The sequence below is a fragment of the Pseudomonas sp. RGB genome, from assembly GCF_007713445.1.
Taxonomy (GTDB): domain Bacteria; phylum Pseudomonadota; class Gammaproteobacteria; order Pseudomonadales; family Pseudomonadaceae; genus Aquipseudomonas.
Genome location: NZ_VMSH01000013.1, coordinates 36,194 through 54,659 on the forward strand (window position 1 = coordinate 36,194; position 18,466 = coordinate 54,659).

The window sequence follows — 18,466 nt, forward strand, 5'->3', positions numbered from 1 at the left end:
AGTAGTCTCACAGGCATAAAAAATGCCCCGTATCGATTGATACGGGGCATTTCGATGCCGCGTGAAACCGCTCGTTACGCGATGGCTTCGCTACGCTTGCCGAGCATGCGATCAACCACAAATGCAACGACCAGCGTCATCACCGACGGCACCAGCCATGCCAGTCCTTGCTCGCTCAGCGGCAGGTGCGCCAGCTGGGCAGGCAACCAATCGGCCAGGCCCGCGCCCTTGAGCGCATCGATGCAACCAAAGATGAACGACACCAGCATCACCGGGCCAACGATACGGCCCTGCTCCAGCCAGAAGTCTTTGCAGAAGCTCAGGGCCACCAGCACGATGCACGGCGGGTAGATCGCGGTAAGCACCGGAATCGAGAAGGCGATCAGCTTGGTCAGGCCCAGGTTGGACACAAACAGCGAGAACAGCGCCAGGATCACGACCAGCGTCTTGTAGGACAGTGGCAGGATTTTGCTGAAGTACTCGGCGCACGCGCAGGTCAGGCCCACAGCGGTGACCAGGCATGCCAGGGAGATCAACACGGCGAGGAAGCCGCTGCCCAGGGAGCCGAACGTGTGTTGCACGTAAGCGTGCAGCACGGCCGCACCGTTGCTCGCACCGGCCGCCACGGCGTGGCTGCCCGAGCCCAGGCGGAACAGGCTGACGTACACCAGCGCCAGGCCCACGCCGGCGATCAACCCGGCAATGATTGCGTAGCGAGTGATCAGCTGTGGCGATTCGACGCCACGGGAACGGATGGCATTGACGATGACGATCCCGAACACCAGCGCGCCCAGGGTATCCATGGTCAGGTAACCATTGATGAACCCTTGGGAGAACGGTGCGGCCACGTATTCCGGTGTCGCCACGCCCACATCACCGGCCGGCAGGGCAAATGCAGCGATGCCCAGAATGGCCAGGGCGATGATTTTCAGTGGCGCCAGGAAGCGACCGACAGTGTCCAGCAGGCGGCCCGGGTACAGGGACACGAAGAACACCACCAGGAAATACACCGAGCTGTAGAGGAACAGCGCCAGCGGGCTTTCGCCGGTCAGCGGCGCCAAGCCCACTTCAAACGAAACGGTCGCGGTACGCGGGGTGGCGAACAGCGGCCCTACCGCCAGGTACGCCGCCGCCGCGAGCAGGCCGCCGGCGATCTTGCCGATCGGGCTGCTCAACGCGTCCATACCGCCACCGACCTTGGCCAGGGCGATGACGGTGACCACCGGCAGACCGACCGCGGTGATCAGGAAGCCCAGCGCTGCCATCCAGACGTGAGGCCCGGACTGCAAACCAACGATAGGCGGAAAGATGATGTTGCCAGCGCCCACGAACAGGGCAAAAGTCATAAAGCCTAACGCCAGGATATCCTGGCTTTTCAACACTTTCATTTCAGGAAATACCACACTACTGAATCGGAATTTAGAGAGGGATTCCCTGTGGATGAGGGAACTGCTGCCGGTCCTTATGGGGACCGACCGATCTGGCGCGCGGCTTCCTTTTGGGATGCGGACGCATAAAGAGGCGGCTAGAGTACAGAATTGGGCTGACAAACGCACTGTTGCGGGGCGAACTGTCCGATAAGCGACATTCAAATGTCGCGTTTTCATACCTTTTGAGCCTGACACAATCAATGTGGGAGCCGGGCTTGTCCGCGATGCAGGCACCTCGGTGCGTCAGTACAACCGGGGGTGATGCCATCGCGGGCAAGCCCGGCTCCCACAATTTGGCGCGGCCACCTGCCACGTTCAGGCAACCCCAGAACACACAAAGGCCACCCGAAGGTGGCCTTTGTGTGGGTGAAGCGTCAGCTAAGCGCGAAGCTTACTTGACAGCCCAACCCGTCAGCTCAGCCAAGGCTTTGCCGATGTCTGCCAGCGAACGCACGGTTTTAACGCCTGCGTCTTGCAGTGCAGCGAATTTCTCGTCTGCAGTGCCTTTGCCGCCAGAGATGATTGCGCCAGCATGGCCCATGCGCTTGCCCGCAGGGGCAGTCACACCAGCGATGTAGGAAACAACCGGCTTGGTCACGTGTGCCTTGATGTAGGCAGCCGCTTCTTCTTCAGCCGAACCGCCGATCTCACCGATCATCACGATCGCTTCGGTCTTCGGGTCTTCCTGGAACAGCTTCAGGATGTCGATGAAGTTCGAGCCTGGGATCGGGTCACCGCCGATGCCGACGCAAGTCGACTGACCGAAACCGGCGTCAGTGGTTTGCTTCACAGCTTCGTAGGTCAGGGTGCCGGAACGCGAAACGATACCGACTTTGCCTGGCAAGTGAATGTGACCTGGCATGATGCCGATCTTGCATTCGCCTGGGGTGATCACGCCTGGGCAGTTAGGGCCGATCAGGACTACGCCCAGCTCGTCGCACTTAACTTTAGCGTCCAGCATGTCCAGGGTAGGAATGCCTTCGGTGATGCACACGATCAGCTTGATGCCGCCGAATGCTGCTTCCAGGATGGAATCTTTGCAGAAAGGTGCTGGAACGTAGATCACGCTGGCGGTGGCGCCAGTGGCAGCTACAGCGTCTTTCACGGTGTTGAACACTGGCAGACCCAGGTGCTCGGTGCCGCCTTTGCCCGGAGTTACGCCGCCAACCATCTTGGTGCCGTACTCGATGGCTTGCTGGGTGTGGAAACTACCTTGCGAACCGGTAATACCCTGGCAGATAACTTTGGTGTCTTTATTGATCAGGACGCTCATTATTTGCCCTCCGCAGCTTTGACAACTTGTTGAGCAGCGTCGGTCAGGCTGGTAGCCGCGATGATGTTCAAACCGCTTTCTGCCAGTACTTTAGCGCCCAGTTCAGCGTTGTTACCTTCAAGGCGTACAACAACCGGGATTTTAACGCCGACTTCTTTCACTGCACCGATGATGCCTTCGGCAATCATGTCACAACGAACGATGCCGCCGAAGATGTTGACCAATACTGCAGCGACGTTGGAGTCGGACAGGATGATCTTGAACGCTTCGGTTACGCGCTCTTTGGTAGCACCGCCGCCCACGTCGAGGAAGTTGGCTGGTTTGCCGCCATGCAGGTTGACGATGTCCATGGTACCCATGGCCAGGCCAGCACCGTTGACCATGCAACCGATGTTACCTTCCAGCGCTACGTAGTTCAGTTCGAACTTGGCAGCGTGCGCTTCGCGCGGATCGTCTTGCGACGGATCGTGGAAAGTCTTCAGCTTAGGCTGACGGTACATGGCGTTGGCGTCGATGTTGATCTTGGCGTCGAGGCAGTGCAGATCGCCGTCAGCCTTGATCACCAGCGGGTTCACTTCCAGCAGGGCCAGATCGTGATCCTGGAACAGTTTGGCCAGACCTACGAAGATCTTGGCGAACTGGGCAACTTGCTTGCCTTCCAGGCCCAGCTGGAAAGCCAGCTCACGACCCTGGAATGGCTGAGCGCCAACCAGTGGATCGATAGTGGCTTTCAGAATTTTTTCTGGGGTTTCGTGAGCGATCTTCTCGATGTCCACGCCACCTTCGGTGGAAGCCATGAACACGATGCGACGGCTCGAACGGTCAACGACAGCGCCCAGGTACAGCTCTTTAGCGATATCAGTGCACGATTCAACCAGGATCTTGGTGACTGGTTGGCCATTGGCATCAGTCTGGTAAGTCACCAGACGCTTGCCCAGCCACTGCTGTGCGAAGGCCTTGGCGTCTTCTTTGCTGCGAACCAGCTTAACGCCGCCCGCTTTACCGCGACCACCAGCGTGGACCTGGGCTTTGACAACCCACTCGGTACCACCGATTTTGTCGCAAGCTTCCGCTGCTGCTTCCGGGGTGTCTACTGCGTAACCCTTGGATACTGGCAGGCCGTATTCAGCGAACAGCTGCTTACCCTGATACTCGTGAAGATTCATGCTTTTTACCGTCTTCGTTAGGTACTGCGCATTCGGCGCTGCGCTCATTATGAGTGCCGCGCCACCTGTGACTGCTGCTTGCACAACTTGCAGGGCTTAATGCCCGTAAAGCTGCGCAAGACTGCGTCCAGCGGATATTCCGCGGTGAGTCTTGCGCGCAAGGCTCACGACGGGCAACCGCCGTGGTTTCTTATTATCTCGCTTAGCGTTTCTTCTTGTTGGCGATGTGGATGGCGCCGCCATTCACAGCCAACGCGGCTTCATGCAACGCTTCGGACAGGGTCGGATGGGAGAAGACCATCATGCCCAGGTCCTCGGCGCTGGTGCCGAATTCCATACCGATCGCGCCTTGCTGAACCAGTTCTGCAGCGCTTGGGCCAATCACGTGGACGCCCAATACGCGGTCAGTCTTGGCATCAGCGATGACTTTGACAAAACCACCGGTGTCGTTGGCTGCCATGGCACGGCCAGAAGCGGCAAACGGGAAGGTGCCGACGTTAACTTCAACGCCTTCAGCTTTCAACTGCTGTTCGTTCTTGCCGACCCATGCAATTTCCGGGTGGGTGTAGATAACGGACGGGATCAGGTCGTAGTTCATCTGGGTTTTGTGACCCTTGATGCGCTCGACAACCATGATGCCTTCTTCGGACGCCTTGTGCGCCAGCATCATGCCGCGCACCACGTCGCCGATGGCGTACACGCCAGGCACGGTGGTAGCGCAGTGATCGTCAACGTGGATGAAACCACGCTCGTCGATGTTCACGCCGCTGTCGGAAGCCAGCAGGTCGGTGGTCACTGGACGGCGACCCACGGCTACGATCAGCTTGTCGAAGGTGATGGTCTGCTCGCCTTCTTTATCGGTGTAGGTCACCACGACTTCTTCGCCGTTGACCTTGGAACCGGTAACACGGGCGCCCAGCTTGATGTCCAGACCTTGTTTGGTCAGGGTTTTCAGCGCTTCTTTGGACACCGCGGTGTCGGCAGCCAGCAGGAACGTGTCCAGAGCTTCCAGAACGGTCACTTCCGAACCCAGGCGGGACCATACCGAACCCAGCTCCAGACCGATGACGCCAGCGCCGATCACGCCCAGACGCTTAGGCACGGTTTGGAATTCCAGGGCGCCGGTCGAATCAACGATCACGTTCTGGTCAACGGGAGCCGGTGGAATGTCGATTGGACGCGAGCCTGGAGCCAGGATCACGTTCTCGGCTTCGATGACTTCTACCGAACCGTCCGGCTTGGTGATTTCAACTTTCTTGCCGGCCAGCAGTTTGCCGTGGCCTTGCAGGGAAGTAACGCCGTTGGCCTTGAACAGGGTGGCAACGCCGGAAGTCAGGCCTTTAACGATGTTGGCTTTACGGCCGACCATTGCTGGCACGTCCATGGTCACGCCAGCATGGTTGATGCCGTGGATCGCGAAACCGCTTTGGGCTTCGTGGAATTTCCAGGAGCTGTCCAGCAGCGCCTTGGAAGGAATGCAACCTACGTTCAGGCAAGTACCGCCCAGCGCCAGTTTGCCTTCCTTGTCGGTGTATTTTTCGATGCAAGCAGTCGAGAGGCCCAGTTGTGCGGCCTTGATAGCGGCAACGTAGCCGCCAGGACCTGCACCAATCACAACAACGTCAAATTTCTGCGACATGAAAATAGTTCCTCTATTCAGCGACAAGCTTCAAGCGACAAGCCGCAAGCCAAGCTGCTTTTTCCTACAGCTTGTAGCTCGCAACTTGCCGCTGCGTCTTTAGATGTCCAGCAGCAGACGAGCCGGGTCTTCCAGCAGGTTCTTGATGGTCACCAGGAAAGTCACGGCTTCTTTACCATCGATCAGGCGGTGATCGTAAGACAGTGCCAGGTACATCATTGGGCGGATCACGACTTGGCCGTTGATGGCCATCGGACGCTGGATGATGTTGTGCATGCCCAGGATCGCAGCTTGTGGCGGGTTGACGATCGGGGTCGACATCATCGAACCGAAGGTACCACCGTTGGTGATGGTGAAGGTACCACCGGTCATCTCGTCGATGGTCAGCTTGCCGTCACGGGCTTTCTTGCCGAAGCCGGCGATGCCGCCTTCGATTTCAGCCAGGCTCATCAGTTCGGCGTTACGCAGAACCGGTACCACCAGGCCACGGTCGCTGGACACGGCAACGCCGATGTCTGCATAGCCGTGGTAAACGATGTCGCTGCCGTCGATGGAAGCGTTGACTGCCGGGAAGCGTTTCAGCGCTTCGGTGGCCGCTTTCACGAAGAACGACATGAAGCCCAGGCGCACGCCATTGTGGGACTTCTCGAACAGGTCCTTGTACTTCGAACGCAGGGCCATGACTTCGGTCATGTCGACTTCGTTGAAAGTAGTCAGCATCGCCATGTTCGACTGTGCTTCGACCAGGCGCTTGGCCACGGTGGCACGTACGCGAGTCATCGGTACGCGCTTCTCGGTGCGGTCGCCAGCGGCGAACACAGGCGCAGCGGCAGCCGGTGCAGCAGCCTTGGCAGGTGCGGCAGCTGGAGCGTTTTTCTTGGCTTCAACTGCAGCTACCACGTCTTCCTTGGTGACACGGCCGTCTTTGCCGGTGCCTTTGATGGACGCCAGGTTGATGCCGTTTTCTTCGGCCAGCTGACGCGCAGCCGGTGCAGCGATTGGATCTTCGCCAGCAGCAGCCGGTGCAGCTGGCGCCGAAGCAGCCGATGCAGCAGCGGCGGCCGGGGCAGCGGCTGGAGCAGGAGCAGCAGCGCTGCCCTCTTCGATCGAGCCCAGGATCTGGTTCGACAGAACGGTAGCGCCTTCTTCGGCAACGATTGCGCCCAGTACGCCGTCAGCCTCAGCCAACACTTCCAGAACGACTTTGTCGGTCTCGATGTCGACGATCAGGTCGTCACGCTTTACGGCGTCGCCTGGTTTCTTGTGCCAGGTGGCAACGGTGCCATCGGCAACCGATTCCGGAAATGACGGGGCTTTGATTTCGATAGCCATTATCTGTGGGTCCTTAAAATTCGGTTTCAGTCAGCGCGAAGGCGTTAAACAGTGAAAGCATCTTGCAGCAGTTTTTCCTGCTGCTCGGCGTGCATCGACGCATAACCACACGCAGGTGCAGCAGAAGCATCACGACCGGCATACTCAAGGCCAAGGCCTGTTTTGTGGTTACCGATGCTGCGACGCAAGTGATGCTGACTGCTGTACCACGCGCCCTGGTTCATCGGTTCTTCCTGACACCACACCACGTTGGTGAGGTTGGTGTAAGGCGCGATGGCCTCCATCAGGTCGTCTTCCGGGAACGGGTAAAGCTGCTCGATCCGCACGATGGCGATGTCTTCGCGGCCTTCGGCACGGCGTTTTTCCAGCAAGTCGTAGTAAACCTTGCCGCTGCACAGGATCAGGCGAGTGACCTTGGCCGCGTCCAGGGTGTCGATTTCTGGAATCACGGTCTGGAACGAACCGTCGGCCAGATCTTCCAGGGTCGAGATGGCCAATTTGTGACGCAACAGCGATTTCGGGGTCAGCACTACCAGCGGCTTGCGCAGCGGGCGGATCACCTGGCGACGCAGCAAGTGGTAGATCTGGGCCGGAGTAGTCGGCACGCACACCTGGATGTTGTGCTCGGCGCACAGCTGCAGGTAACGCTCCAGACGGGCCGAAGAGTGCTCCGGACCCTGACCTTCATAACCGTGTGGCAACAGCATGGTCAGACCGCACAGACGGCCCCACTTGTGCTCGCCGCTGGTGATGAACTGGTCGATAACCACCTGGGCACCGTTGGCGAAGTCGCCGAACTGGGCTTCCCAGATCACCAGCGCGTTTGGCGTGGTGGTCGAGTAACCGTATTCGAACGCCAGTACGGCTTCTTCGGACAGGAACGAATCGTACAGGTCGAAACGTGGCTGGCCTTCGTACAGGTTCTGCAACGGGATGTAGGTGCCCGCGTCTTTCTGGTTGTGCAATACCGCATGGCGGTGCGAGAACGTACCGCGGCCGATGTCCTGGCCGGTCATGCGGATCGGGTGACCTTCGAACGCCAGGGTCGCGTACGCCATGGTTTCAGCGTAACCCCAGTTGATCGGCAGGCCGCCGGCTTGCATCTTCTGACGGTCTTCGTAGATCTTCGCAACCTGGCGCTGCACCACGAAGCCATCTGGAATTTCCAGCAGCTTGGCGGACAGTTCCTGCAGGGTTTTCAGATCGAACGAGGTGTCGTGACGCGCAGTCCAGGCGTGGCCCAGATACGGACGCCAGTCCACGAACAGCTCTTTGTTCGGCTCTTTAACCAGGCTTTTTACTACGTGCAGACCATTGTCCAGCGCGTTGCGGTATTCATCGATCTTCGCCTGAACACGCGCATCGTCAACCACGCCGGCCTTGATCAGGCTGTCGGCGTACAGCTCACGGGTGGTGCGCTGCTTGGTGATTTGCTGGTACATCAACGGTTGGGTGCCGCTAGGCTCATCCGCTTCGTTGTGACCGCGACGACGGTAGCAGACCAGGTCGATCACCACGTCACGCTTGAACTGCATGCGGTAGTCGATGGCCAGTTGGGTCACGAACAGCACGGCTTCCGGATCATCACCATTCACATGGAGGATCGGCGCCTGAATCATCTTGGCAACGTCGGTGGCGTACTCGGTAGAGCGCGCGTCCAGCGGGTTGCTGATGGTGAAACCCACCTGGTTGTTGATGACGATGTGAACCGTACCGCCGGTCTTGAAGCCGCGCGTCTGCGACATCTGGAACGTTTCCAGAACCACGCCTTGACCGGCGAATGCCGCGTCACCGTGGATGGAAATCGGCAGAACCTTTTCACCGGTGGAATCGTTGCGACGATCCTGGCGAGCACGTACCGAACCCTCGACCACTGGAGAAACGATTTCCAGGTGGGATGGGTTGAAGGCCATGGCCAGGTGAACTTCACCGCCGGTGGTCATCACGTTGGACGAGAAGCCCTGGTGGTATTTAACGTCACCGGAACCCAGCTCGACCTTCTTCTTGCCTTCGAACTCGTCGAACAGCTCGCGCGGGTTCTTGCCGAAGGTGTTGACCAACACGTTCAGGCGACCACGGTGAGCCATGCCGATCACGATTTCCTTGGTGCCGTAGGAACCGGAACGCTGGATCAGCTCGTCGAGCATTGGAATCAGACTTTCGCCGCCTTCCAGGCCGAAACGTTTGGTGCCCGGGTATTTGGTACCCAGGTATTTCTCGAGACCTTCGGCTGCGGTCACGCGCTCCAGCAAGTGGCTGCGTACGTCGGCAGACAAAACCGGACGGCCACGCACACCTTCCAGACGATGCTGGAACCAGTGGCGCTGCTCGGAATCGGTGATGTGCGTAAATTCAGCGCCGATGGTGCGGCAATATGTCTGCTGCAACGCTTCGTGAATTTCGCGTAGGCTCGCTTCCTCTTTGCCGATGAACAGGTCGCCGGCACGGAAGGTCGTATCAAGATCGGCATTGGTCAAGCCGTAATGATTGATCGACAGGTCAGCAGGTGCAGGACGCTTCCAGAGCCCCAGCGGGTCAAGCTGGGCTGCCTGGTGGCCACGCATCCGGTAAGCCTGGATCAGTCGCAGTACTTCAACTTGCTTCTTCTCGTGCTCGCTGCTCACGCTCCCGGCGGAAACCGGCTGAGCGCGGCGCTGGTTCTTTGCCAGCAGCACAAACTGATCGCGAATTGTTGCGTGCGATACATCGGTGGCAGCGTTGCCGTCTGAAGACAACGTCTGAAATTTGGTGCGCCATTCTTCTGGCACAGCGTTAGGGTCGTGCAGGTAGAGCTCATAAAGCTCTTCCACATAGGCAGCGTTACCACCTGAAAGATAGCCGCTGTTCCACATGCGCTGCATCACGCTTTCTTGCATGCTTGGTCACCCTCGATTTGGGGACACCACCGGCGAAAACACCGAGTTTGCTTGCAAAAGGCCAAGTGCAGCGACCAAAACAAGCCACTTAGGATCACGCTGATAGTTCGGGTACCAACCCGAATGCCCCTGCTTGTCTCATTTCTTCAAAATAAGAGCCGCGGCTTTGTAAGTCGCTGCTCAAGTTAAAACTACGGCGCCGGTTGAAGCCTGCGCCGTAGCATTTACGGGCACAACGGTCCTGCTTTATTACAACGTCGGTTACACGCCGCTTTGCAGCAGCATGTTACGGATGTGACCAATGGCCTTAGTCGGGTTCAGGCCTTTGGGACATACGTTGACGCAGTTCATGATCCCGCGGCAGCGGAATACGCTGAACGGGTCATCCAGTGAAGCCAGACGCTCGGACGTCTTGGTGTCACGGCTGTCTGCCAGGAAGCGATACGCTTGCAGCAAGGCAGCTGGACCCAGGAACTTGTCCGGGTTCCACCAGAAGGACGGGCACGAAGTCGAGCAGCAAGCGCACAGGATGCACTCGTACAGACCGTCGAGCTTTTCACGCTCTTCCGGGGACTGCAGACGCTCGATGGCCGGAGCCGGCGTGTCGTTCTGCAGGAACGGCTTAACTTTCTCGTATTGCTTGTAGAAGATGCTCATATCGACGACCAGGTCACGGATAACCGGCAGACCTGGCAGAGGACGAACGATCAGCTTGTTGCCTTTAACCACGGCAGACAGCGGCGTGATGCACGCCAGGCCGTTTTTGCCGTTGATGTTCATGCCGTCGGAACCGCACACACCTTCACGGCAAGAGCGACGATAGGAGAAACCCTCGTCCTGCTCTTTGATCAGGGCCAGCACGTCCAGCACCATCAGGTCTTTACCACCGGTATCAACCTGGAATTCCTGCATGAACGGCGCAGCGTCCTGATCAGGGTTGTAGCGATAAACACTGACTTTCAACATGGCAGCCACCCTTAGTAAGTCCGAATCTTCGGTTCAAACGTCGGAACCGTCTTCGGCGAGAAGTTCACGGCACGCTTGGTCACGCGCTTGTCACCCGGGAAGTACAGGGTGTGGCACAACCAGTTCTCGTCGTCGCGATCTTCAAAGTCTTCACGAGCGTGAGCGCCACGGGATTCTTTACGAACCTCGGCGGCGATCGCAGTCGCTTCAGCCACTTCCAACAGGTTTTGCAGCTCAAGGGCTTCGATACGAGCGGTGTTGAACGCCTGGCTCTTATCGTTGATCTTGACGTTGGCGATGCGCTTGCGCAGATCGGCCAGCTGGGCAATACCCTTCTGCATGTATTCGCCGGTACGGAATACACCGAAGTAGTTCTGCATGCAGTTTTGCAGCTCGCGACGCAGGGTTGCCACATCTTCGCCATCGGTACGCTCGTTCAGAGCGTTCAGGCGCGCCAGGGCAGTTTCGATGTTGGCGTCGGTCGCGTCATCGTATTCGATGCCGTCGGACAGTGCCTTCTCGAGGTGCAGGCCGGCAGCGCGACCGAATACCACCAGGTCGAGCAGCGAGTTGCCGCCCAGGCGGTTGGCGCCGTGAACCGATACGCACGCCACTTCGCCTACCGCGAACAGGCCGTGAATGATCTCGTCCACGCCGTCGGCGTTCTGAGTGATCGCCTGACCATGAATATTGGTCGGCACGCCGCCCATCATGTAGTGGCAAGTCGGAACAACCGGAACCGGAGCAACCACCGGGTCAACGTGAGCAAAGGTCTTGGACAGCTCACAGATACCCGGCAGGCGGCTGTGCAGTACCTCTTCGCCCAGGTGATCGAGCTTGAGCAGTACGTGGTCGCCATTAGGGCCACAGCCGTTACCGGCAATGATTTCCTTGACCATCGAACGGGCTACAACGTCACGACCGGCAAGGTCTTTCGCGTTCGGAGCGTAACGCTCCATGAAGCGCTCGCCGTTCTTGTTGATCAGGTAGCCACCTTCACCACGGCAACCTTCGGTTACCAGTACGCCAGCGCCGGCAATGCCGGTTGGGTGGAACTGCCACATTTCGATGTCTTGCACCGGTACGCCTGCACGCAGTGCCATGCCGACGCCGTCACCGGTGTTGATCAGGGCATTGGTGGTCGATGCGTAGATACGGCCTGCACCGCCAGTCGCCAGAACGGTAGCCTTGGCGCGGATGTAGGACGTTTCACCGGTTTCGATGCAGATGGCGATCACGCCGACGAATGCGCCGTCAGCGTTTTTCACCAGGTCAACCGCGTAGTATTCGTTCAGGAACGTGGTGCCGGCTTTCAGGTTGCCCTGATACAGGGTGTGCAGCAGCGCGTGACCGGTACGGTCGGAAGCGGCGCACGTACGGGCAGCCTGGCCGCCTTTACCGTAATCCTTCGACTGGCCGCCGAATGGACGCTGGTAGATACGACCCTGCTCGGTACGCGAGAACGGCAGACCCATGTGGTCCAGCTCGAACACGGCGGCCGGGCCTTCCTGACACATGTATTCGATAGCGTCCTGGTCACCGATGTAGTCGGAACCCTTGACGGTATCGTACATGTGCCAGCGCCAGTCATCGTTCGGGTCGGCGGACGCGATGGCGCAGGTGATGCCACCCTGGGCCGATACGGTGTGGGAACGCGTTGGGAACACTTTGGTGATCACGGCAGTCTTGTGACCGCCCTGGGCCAGCTGCAGCGCTGCGCGCATGCCAGCACCGCCGCCACCAATAATGATGGCGTCGAAGGAAATAGTTGGAATGTTAGCCATGAATCAGATACCCCAAAGAATCTGCACACCCCAGACGAAGTAAGCGAACATCGCGACGCCGCATACTGCCTGGAAGAGGAAACGGACTGCAGTCGCGGACTTGCCCAGCGCCATTGGCGTCAGGTAGTCAGTCGCGATGGTCCACATGCCGACCCAGGCGTGAGCGCCCAGAGCTACAAGTGCCAGCAGACTGAAGATTCGCATCGCATTGTGGGAAAACAGGCCGTGCCATTGCTCATAGCCGATGCCCGGGTTTGCGACGAGGTATCCGATCAGGAAAATGAAATAAGCCGCGAGAACGACCGCAGACACACGCTGTGCCATCCAGTCATAGAGGCCCGAACGCGAAAGGTTCGTAACGCTGGTTACCATATCCAAACTCCTGCCAGAACGATCAGCACCACGGAAATGGCGATGATGATTTTCGAGCCCAGGCGGCCGCCTTCCAGCGTCTCACCGATGCCCATATCCATGATCAAGTGGCGCACGCCGGCTACCAGATGATAAAGCAGAGCGGACAGGAGGCCCCATGCTACGAACTTGGCCAGCGGGCTGGTCAAGCATGCCTTCACCTCGGCAAAACCTTCCTCGGAACCCAGGGATTTGCTCAATGCATAAAGCATGATGCCCAAGCCCAGGAACAGGATGATGCCGGAAACACGGTGCAGGAACGACGTAACGCCGGTGATGGGGAGTTTGATGGTCCTTAGGTCTAGGTTTACAGGTCGTTGGCTATTCACGGCTTTTTTTCACACTGAAGAGCCCCTAACAATCAGGGCAAAGTTGTTGGGGAGTGCGACTGGTCAGGTAAGCACCACCCAGGGAGTGCGACCCCCAATGAAAGCAAGCCCAAAAGCCCTTGGCGGTCGGTGGCCGAGTATAGACAGTTAGGTTACTAATGACAACGCGCGCTCCTCACCCTAATAGCTGATTGCGCTGGCGGGATAAAAGGCGTAAATGGCAGTCAATTTCGACGAAAAAGTACGGTTAAAGCCTTCTGGAGCAAGACTTTAGGCAAATTGACATCTGAATTTATCTCACTATAGTGGTGCGGGCCCTGCGTGGGGGGTCTGTCTGATGATTTGAAGCATAAATAGGAGGCCACATGGCTGACAAAAAAGCGCAGTTGATCATCGAGGGCGCAGCCCCCGTCGAGCTGCCCATTTTAACCGGCACCGTTGGTCCCGATGTTATCGACGTACGGGGCCTGACGGCCACGGGCCGTTTCACTTTCGACCCAGGCTTCATGTCGACCGCCTCTTGCGAGTCGAAGATCACCTATATCGACGGCGACAATGGCATTCTGCTGCACCGGGGCTACCCGATCGAGCAGCTGGCCGAGCAATCGGACTACCTCGAAACCTGCTACCTGCTGCTAAACGGCGAATTGCCAACAGCCGAGCAAAAAGCCCAGTTCGTCAGCACCGTGAAGAACCACACCATGGTTCACGAGCAGTTGAAGACCTTCTTCAACGGCTTCCGTCGCGACGCCCACCCGATGGCCGTGATGTGCGGCGTGGTTGGCGCCCTGTCGGCCTTCTATCACGACTCCCTGGACATCAATAACCCGCAGCATCGCGAAATCTCCGCGATCCGCCTGGTTGCCAAGATGCCAACCCTGGCCGCAATGGTTTACAAGTACTCCATGGGGCAACCCATGATGTACCCGCGCAACGACCTGACGTACGCGGAAAACTTCCTGCACATGATGTTCAACACCCCGTGCGAGATCAAACCGATCAGCCCGACGCTCGCCAAGGCCATGGACCGGATCTTCATCCTCCACGCCGACCACGAGCAGAACGCCTCCACCTCGACCGTACGCCTGGCAGGCTCTTCGGGTGCCAACCCGTTCGCCTGTATCGCCGCCGGTATCGCCGCACTGTGGGGCCCTGCCCACGGCGGTGCGAACGAAGCCGTATTGACCATGCTCGATGAAATCGGCGATGTCTCGAACATCGACAAGTTCATCGCCAAGGCCAAGGACAAGAACGATCCGTTCAAGTTGATGGGCTTCGGTCACCGCGTCTACAAGAACCGTGACCCGCGCGCCACCGTGATGAAGCAGACCTGCGACGAAGTGTTGAAGGAACTGGGCATCAAGAACGATCCGCAACTCGAACTGGCCATGCGCCTGGAAGAGATCGCACTGACCGATCCGTACTTCATCGAGCGCTCGCTGTACCCGAACGTCGACTTCTACTCGGGGATCATCCTCAAGGCGATCGGCATTCCAACCAGCATGTTCACCGTGATCTTCGCCCTGGCGCGGACCGTGGGCTGGATCTCCCACTGGAAAGAAATGCTCTCCAGCCCGTACAAGATTGGCCGCCCGCGCCAGCTGTACACCGGCTACGAGTCGCGTGACATCACCAAGCTGGAAGACCGCAAGTAAGCCAACCGCTTAGTTGCACCGAATAAGGCCTCCTCTGGGGGCCTTATTTGTTTTTGCCGAACGCGCGCCAACACCGATCACTTCCACCCCCTCACCCGCTGAAAAACCACTTTTATTGATGCAGGATTTAAGAAACAGTTTTGTTGTATCCGTGACCAATAAATGCAAAAAAAAGCCCCGATCTCGCGACCGGGGCTTTTTTTGTAACCGTTACGACACTTAGTGGTTAACCGCCCCACTCGCCCCCAGACCCGTTTGTGAACGCACAAACTGCGGGAAGTACAGCGCACGCTCTTTCTCTGCCGCCGCCGACTTGTCGGTGATGGAGAAGAACCAGATGCCGATGAACGCAATGATCATCGAGAACAGCGCCGGGTATTCGTACGGGAAGATGGCTTTCTCGTGGTGCAGGATCGACACCCAGATGGTCGGTCCGAGGATCATCAGGCCAACGGCACTGATCAAGCCCAGCCAGCCGCCAATCATCGCGCCGCGGGTGGTGAGGTTTTTCCAGTACATGGAAAGCAGCAGCACCGGGAAGTTACAGCTGGCGGCAATGGAGAACGCCAGGCCGACCATGAACGCAATGTTCTGGCTTTCGAACAGGATACCCAAGCCGATTGCCAGCACCGCCAGGGCGATAGTGGTGATCTTCGACACGCGAATCTCATCCTTCTCGTTGGCCTTGCCTTTCTTGATCACGCTGGCATACAGGTCATGGGACACCGCCGAAGCACCCGCCAGGGTCAGGCCGGCAACCACTGCCAGAATGGTGGCAAACGCCACGGCCGAGATGAAGCCCAGGAAAATACTGCCGCCCACCGCGTTGGCCAGGTGCACCGCCGCCATGTTGTTGCCGCCGAGCAAGGCGCCTGCCGCATCCTTGAACGCCGGGTTGGTGCTGACCAGCAGGATCGCGCCAAAACCGATGATAAAGGTCAGGATGTAGAAGTAACCGATGAAACCGGTGGCATACAGCACGCTCTTACGCGCTTCCTTGGCATCGCTTACGGTGAAGAAGCGCATCAGGATGTGCGGCAGGCCAGCAGTACCGAACATCAGCGCCAGCCCCAGGGAGAACGCCGAGATCGGGTCTTTCACGAGGCCGCCCGGGCTCATGATCGCTTCACCTTTAGGGTGAACCTTGATCGCCTCGGCAAACAGCGTGTTGAAGTCGAAGTTGACGTGCTTCATCACCATCAGCGCCATGAACGAGGCACCGGACAGCAACAGCACAGCCTTGATGATCTGTACCCAGGTGGTCGCCAGCATGCCGCCGAACAACACATACAGGCACATCAGGATGCCCACCAGAATCACCGCAACGTGGTAATCCAGGCCGAACAGCAGTTGGATCAGCTTGCCCGCGCCGACCATCTGCGCGATCAGGTAGAACGCCACCACCACCAGCGAGCCACAGGCCGACAGGCTGCGGATCTGGGTTTGCCCGAGGCGATAGGACGCCACGTCGGCAAAGGTGTACTTGCCCAGGTTACGCAGGCGCTCGGCGATCAGGAACAGGATGATCGGCCAACCCACCAGGAAGCCGATCGAATAGATCAGGCCGTCGTAGCCGGAGGTGAACACCAGCGCGGAAATGCCCAGGAAGGACGCCGCCGACATATAGTCGCCAGCAATCGCCAGGCCGTTCTGGAAGCCGGTAATCTTGCCGCCGGCCGCATAGTAGTCAGCCGCCGATTTGTTGCGCTTGGACGCCCAGTAGGTGATGCACAGGGTTGCACCGACAAACGCCACGAACATCAGGATCGCGGCGATATTCAGCGGTTGCTTGTGCACTTCACCGGTCAAGGCATCCGCCGCCCAAACGGCGGGCGCGAAGATCGAAGCGCCACATACAGCCAATAGACGCCGGATCATTGCGCAGCCTCCTTGAGAATCGCATTGTTCAGGTCGTCGAATTCGCCGTTGGCGCGTCGTACGTAGATGCCGGTAAGAATGAAGGCCGACACAATCAGCCCGACCCCGATCGGGATTCCCCAGGTAATCGAGGAACCGGGGCTGAGCTTGGCGCCCAGCACTTGTGGCCCGTAGGCAATCAACAGGATGAAAGCGGAGTAAAGCCCTAGCATGATCGCCGAGAGAATCCAGGCGAACCTTTCCCTTTTTCTCACCAGCTCCTTGAAACGCGGGCTGTTTTGAATCGAGAGGTAAATGCTGTCGTTCATTGTTTTTATCCTCGCAGCACAGCTTTTTATTATTTTGGAACATATCCACTGTATGCGGCTGCGGAACAGGTTCCAGACGACCTTAGTAGTAGAACGAGATAGCAACTTCGCAAGTTTTTAAGGCAACAAATAAACGACAGCCTGAATGCAGGCAAAAAAATGTGGGAGCGGGCTTGCTCGCGAAGGCGGTGCATCAGTCAATACATGGGCTGACTGACACACCGCCTTCGCGGGCAAGCCCGCTCCCACATTAGGGTTGTGGTGGGGCTTCTAAAGAGTTAGTGCTTTATTTGGCAGTCCACTCGGCCACACGCTCAGGGTGTTTGGCGACCCAATCCTTGGCCGCGGCATCAGGCTTGGCGCCTTCCTGGATTGCGAGCATGACTTCGCCGATTTCGTCCTTGGAGGCCCACTGGAATTTCTTCAGGAAGGCGGCGACTTCCGGCGCTTTCTTCTCCAGGCCCTTGCTGCCGATGCTGTTGACAGTTTCAGCAGCCCCATAAATTCCTTTTGGATCGTCCAGGAAACGCAGTTTCCACTTGGCGAACATCCAGTGTGGCACCCAACCGGTGACCGCAATGGACTCCTGTTTGTCTTCGGCACGGGTCAGTTCGGCGATCATCGCGGCGCCCGAGCTGGCTTGCAGCTTGTAGTCCAGGCCATAGGCTTTGATCGCTTCGTCGGTCTTGAGCATCACGCCTGAACCGGCGTCGATGCCGACAATCTTGTTCTTGAAGGTGGTGTCGGTCTTGAGGTCTTCAATCGATTTGGCCTTGACGTACTCCGGCACGATCAGGCCAATTTTTGCATCCTTGAAGTTGGGGCCGTAGTCGACCACCTTGTCCTTGTTCTTGGCCCAGTACTCACCGTGGGTCACGGGCAGCCAGGCGGAGAGCATGGCGTCGAGCTTGCCGGTGGCCACGCCCTGCCACATGATCCCGGTAGCGACGGCCTGCAGTTTCACGTCATAACCGAGCTTTTCCTTGATCACTTCTGCCGCCACGTGGGTGGTGGCAACGCTGTCAGACCAGCCATCTACGTAACCGATGCTCAGGGTTTTGCTGTCGGCGCTGGCCAGTGTGGAGCTCATCGCAACTACCAGAGTGGCAGCTGCGCCCAAGAGTCGTCGCATCTTCATAGTACTTCCCCGAAAGTGCTGCGCCCGGCGGATGCCGAGCGACGTCAACCTGTTGTTATGTGGTGCACCGCGCCCCCTTCACGCGCATCGATCCGGCGGCCCAGACATCAGTGGAGTGCTGACACTTCGATCATCAACCTGCCGGGACCTTGGACCTGCTCTGACTGCGACCTCAGGTAAGCAAGAAACGACATCACATCGCCAGCAGGACGATTTGTAGGACATCGCAGCAAAATCCCGCCCGAACTTTGCATGTCTAAATTATGCGGCCCCACTGGGAA

General features: G+C 58.3%; 14 protein-coding genes. 1 reads left to right on the forward strand and 13 read right to left on the reverse strand.

What is annotated here, in order from left to right:
• Window positions 1-74 precede the first annotated feature (74 nt).
• The 10 genes from brnQ to sdhC form a co-directional block, all read right to left on the reverse strand.
• The gene (gene brnQ / locus FPT15_RS23140; protein ID WP_106576738.1) at window positions 75-1,388 is read right to left on the reverse strand and encodes a branched-chain amino acid transport system II carrier protein; all 1,314 of its coding nucleotides are present in this window, start codon (window positions 1,386-1,388) and stop codon (window positions 75-77) included.
• A gap of 433 nt (window positions 1,389-1,821) precedes the next feature.
• On the reverse strand, window positions 1,822-2,703 hold the full coding sequence (gene sucD / locus FPT15_RS23150) for a succinate--CoA ligase subunit alpha (RefSeq protein WP_003172813.1): 882 nt from the start codon (window positions 2,701-2,703) through the stop codon (window positions 1,822-1,824).
• A complete protein-coding gene (gene sucC, locus FPT15_RS23155; protein WP_003233235.1) occupies window positions 2,703-3,869 on the reverse strand; it encodes an ADP-forming succinate--CoA ligase subunit beta in 1,167 nt (388 codons plus the stop codon). The genes sucD and sucC overlap by 1 nt, the downstream gene beginning before the upstream one ends.
• A gap of 202 nt (window positions 3,870-4,071) precedes the next feature.
• The gene (gene lpdA / locus FPT15_RS23160; RefSeq protein WP_106576739.1) at window positions 4,072-5,508 is read right to left on the reverse strand and encodes a dihydrolipoyl dehydrogenase; all 1,437 of its coding nucleotides are present in this window, start codon (window positions 5,506-5,508) and stop codon (window positions 4,072-4,074) included.
• 99 nt (window positions 5,509-5,607) lie between these two features.
• Window positions 5,608-6,840 carry a 2-oxoglutarate dehydrogenase complex dihydrolipoyllysine-residue succinyltransferase gene (gene odhB, locus FPT15_RS23165; RefSeq protein ID WP_145164986.1) on the reverse strand — a complete coding sequence of 411 codons (1,233 nt, stop codon included), beginning with the start codon at window positions 6,838-6,840 and terminating at the stop codon, window positions 5,608-5,610.
• 44 nt (window positions 6,841-6,884) lie between these two features.
• Complete coding sequence (locus FPT15_RS23170; RefSeq protein ID WP_145164989.1) at window positions 6,885-9,716, reverse strand: 2-oxoglutarate dehydrogenase E1 component; 2,832 nt, start codon at window positions 9,714-9,716, stop codon at window positions 6,885-6,887.
• Between the two features lie 261 nt (window positions 9,717-9,977).
• Complete coding sequence (locus tag FPT15_RS23175) at window positions 9,978-10,682, reverse strand: succinate dehydrogenase iron-sulfur subunit (protein WP_003172807.1); 705 nt, start codon at window positions 10,680-10,682, stop codon at window positions 9,978-9,980.
• A gap of 11 nt (window positions 10,683-10,693) precedes the next feature.
• The gene (gene sdhA / locus FPT15_RS23180; protein WP_145164991.1) at window positions 10,694-12,466 is read right to left on the reverse strand and encodes a succinate dehydrogenase flavoprotein subunit; all 1,773 of its coding nucleotides are present in this window, start codon (window positions 12,464-12,466) and stop codon (window positions 10,694-10,696) included.
• Window positions 12,467-12,469: 3 nt separating this feature from the next.
• The gene (sdhD, locus tag FPT15_RS23185) at window positions 12,470-12,838 is read right to left on the reverse strand and encodes a succinate dehydrogenase, hydrophobic membrane anchor protein (protein WP_003172805.1); all 369 of its coding nucleotides are present in this window, start codon (window positions 12,836-12,838) and stop codon (window positions 12,470-12,472) included.
• Window positions 12,832-13,206, reverse strand: a complete 375-nt coding sequence (gene sdhC, locus FPT15_RS23190; protein ID WP_106576743.1) for a succinate dehydrogenase, cytochrome b556 subunit — start codon at window positions 13,204-13,206, stop codon at window positions 12,832-12,834. Before sdhC ends, sdhD begins: the two co-directional genes overlap by 7 nt.
• Before the next feature lie 365 nt (window positions 13,207-13,571).
• On the opposite strand from sdhC, the gene gltA reads away from it, so the two are divergent.
• Entirely contained in the window at window positions 13,572-14,861 is a 1,290-nt protein-coding gene (gltA, locus tag FPT15_RS23195) for a citrate synthase (protein WP_078047629.1), read from the forward strand.
• A 219-nt stretch (window positions 14,862-15,080) separates the two neighbouring features.
• On the opposite strand, the gene FPT15_RS23200 is transcribed toward gltA, so the two are convergent.
• The 3 genes from FPT15_RS23200 to FPT15_RS23215 form a co-directional block, all read right to left on the reverse strand.
• On the reverse strand, window positions 15,081-16,739 hold the full coding sequence (locus tag FPT15_RS23200) for a cation acetate symporter (RefSeq protein ID WP_145164993.1): 1,659 nt from the start codon (window positions 16,737-16,739) through the stop codon (window positions 15,081-15,083).
• Window positions 16,736-17,047 carry a DUF485 domain-containing protein gene (locus FPT15_RS23205; protein WP_106576745.1) on the reverse strand — a complete coding sequence of 104 codons (312 nt, stop codon included), beginning with the start codon at window positions 17,045-17,047 and terminating at the stop codon, window positions 16,736-16,738. Before FPT15_RS23205 ends, FPT15_RS23200 begins: the two co-directional genes overlap by 4 nt.
• 286 nt (window positions 17,048-17,333) lie before the next feature.
• Complete coding sequence (locus FPT15_RS23215) at window positions 17,334-18,185, reverse strand: glycine betaine ABC transporter substrate-binding protein (RefSeq protein ID WP_145164995.1); 852 nt, start codon at window positions 18,183-18,185, stop codon at window positions 17,334-17,336.
• Window positions 18,186-18,466: the final 281 nt, after the last annotated feature.